Origin of the sequence: Sphingobacterium sp. MYb388 (genome assembly GCF_037479535.1) — a bacterium.
GTDB lineage: Bacteria > Bacteroidota > Bacteroidia > Sphingobacteriales > Sphingobacteriaceae > Sphingobacterium > Sphingobacterium anhuiense.
The window spans coordinates 1-2,173 of record NZ_JBBGYV010000022.1; the positions used below are offsets into that span (position 1 = coordinate 1).

Annotated in this window: 2 protein-coding genes; both read right to left on the minus strand. The window is 40.2% G+C overall.

Annotated features, from left to right (window positions below):
- Window positions 1-24 precede the first annotated feature (24 nt).
- Window positions 25-864 (minus strand): MBL fold metallo-hydrolase, encoded by an 840-nt coding sequence (locus WH188_RS26185; RefSeq protein ID WP_132767452.1) that lies wholly within the window; start codon window positions 862-864, stop codon window positions 25-27.
- A 241-nt stretch (window positions 865-1,105) separates the two neighbouring features.
- On the minus strand, window positions 1,106-2,173 hold a 1,068-nt coding region (locus WH188_RS26190; RefSeq protein ID WP_339424883.1), incomplete at its 5' end, for an LLM class flavin-dependent oxidoreductase.

The following is a 2,173-nucleotide window of genomic DNA, read 5'->3' on the forward strand; positions in this document are numbered from 1 at the left end:
CTTTTTTTAACAATGCTATGTCACCTAAAGTGATAACGTAATAACTTCTGTATCTTGAGGGACTATCAATTTATCTTTACCGATCTTCAACTCGGAAGCTTTCTGAATTAAAGAACTCCTTGTTGTACGGCAATGGTCCAATGCGTCCATGTGTACTGCAATAACTTTTGCATGACCACTTTCACGGATGAGAGCCATTGTCTGTTCTTCGTTCATAATAATCGGAACATTTTCAAATCCTTTTATAAGTGCTCCTCCGGAATTGACAACGATGTAATCTGGCTTATATTTTTTAATATTTTGCTTGATATCATCTGTCCAGATTGCATCTCCGACAATATATACCGTAGGTTGGTTTTTAGCTTCTAGGATAAATCCAGAAGTCTTGCCCATCATCTTCAATACCTCACCACTTCCGTGTTGGCCTTCTAGACGATGGATTTTAATCCCATTCCATAGTTTAGTGTCATTGAGAACGGTTGCATTACTAAAACCTTCCTTGTCAAAGAAATCTTTATCTGCAGGTTGGATCATCAATTCGATCGATTTGTTAAGGGTTTTACTCGCCACTTTATCAAAGTGATCTTCATGACTATGGGAAACAAGCACTAAATTAACATCTTTAACAATCTTCTCAACTGGCATTTTCAGCTCAATCGTTGGATTGCGTTGGATTCCCGCCCAAGAATCGATAGCTCCTTTTGGAGATAGCATCGGATCAACAAGAATTCTCTGCCCACCATACTCTATAAGTAAAGTGGCATTTCTAACTAACTGAATGGTAGGCTTCGTACCTACGTTGGATTGTCCAAACACAATTGCGGCTAATAACGTAAACGTAACTGCCAGAAATATTTTTTTCATGTTTTCTTTATTATTATTTAAAACACCACACTAATTGACTTGTTCGTGTAGTAATATCATTGCAAAGGTCAAGATATTATGTTATTGATCTGCTACCATAATATCACTGGTTACTACCATTTTGATACCGTTCTCTATACTGTATTTTTTATACCTTGAATTTTCAAAAAGATTTCGGCAAAAATAGCCCACTCTATAGATTTCATTTTTCTAGATGGCATTACGCTAAAACTATTGATTGCTACAGACTCAGATTGGGCATATGGTATGCATCTGCTATCAGTTTTGCAGAATGCAGTATCCCTTCGAGAGAATGACCTAAATTGGCTATCATCAATTCATCTGCCCCTGAAATCTGCTGAAAGTGATTTAGCTTACTTACGACCTGGTCTGCAGTTCCATAGATCATTTTATGGTTCCAACCGTCCAATATATACCTTTCGGAATCACTGTACTTATAATTTTTTAATTCTTGCGGAGATGGAATTATATATGATTGCCTGTTCATCATTCGGAGCATACTATGTGATACCGAATATGACTGTGATTTGGCCTCTTCTTCATTGTCTGCTGCATAAACTGAAAAGCAAGCAATGGTGTAAGGACTGTCAAGTACTTTTGAAGATCTGAAGTACTTTCTATAAAGTTCAAATGCGGCCAACATGTTTTCAGGTGCCAGTTGCGCAGCAAAGGCAAATGGTAGTCCTAACTTTCCTGCCAATTGCGCAGAATAACCGCTAGATCCCAATAACCAAACTGATGGACTTTCAAAAGATCGTGCAATTCCGTTTTCAAGATCTTGACCGGGTCCAGGAACTGCAAATACTTTGCCCTTGTAAGGATGTCCCAAAGGAAAATCATCTTCAAGAAAATGGAGTAACTCCGTCAACTGTTCTGGAAAATTTTCAGCTCCGAACTGCTCACGACGGAGTGCTGAGGCTGTAAGCTCATTGGTCCCCGGTGCACGTCCTATTCCAAGATCGATACGCGCTGGAGCCATAGCCTCCAGCATACCAAATTGCTCGGCAACGACCAAAGGTGGAAAGTTTGGTAGCATCATGCCACCAGATCCTAATCTTATTTGTTGTGTTTCGCCGATCAGTCGGGAGAGCAACATCGCAGGTGAAGAGGTAGAAACAGCGGGCATGCCGTGGTGCTCAGCTACCCAATAACGGGCAAAGCCCCGTTTATCTGCAAGTTTAGCAAGCTCAATACTGTTATTAATTGCTTCCATACTTGAATAACCTCTTCCCGTTGTAGCCACATCAAGGATGGACAAGGGCACCGGAGCGCTTCCTTGCTTTTTAAC

Bases quoted from the DNA above. Each gene is read 5' to 3' on its own strand.
- WH188_RS26185 (WP_132767452.1), bottom strand. From the start codon at position 864: ATGAAAAAAATATTTCTGGCAGTTACGTTTACGTTATTAGCCGCAATT.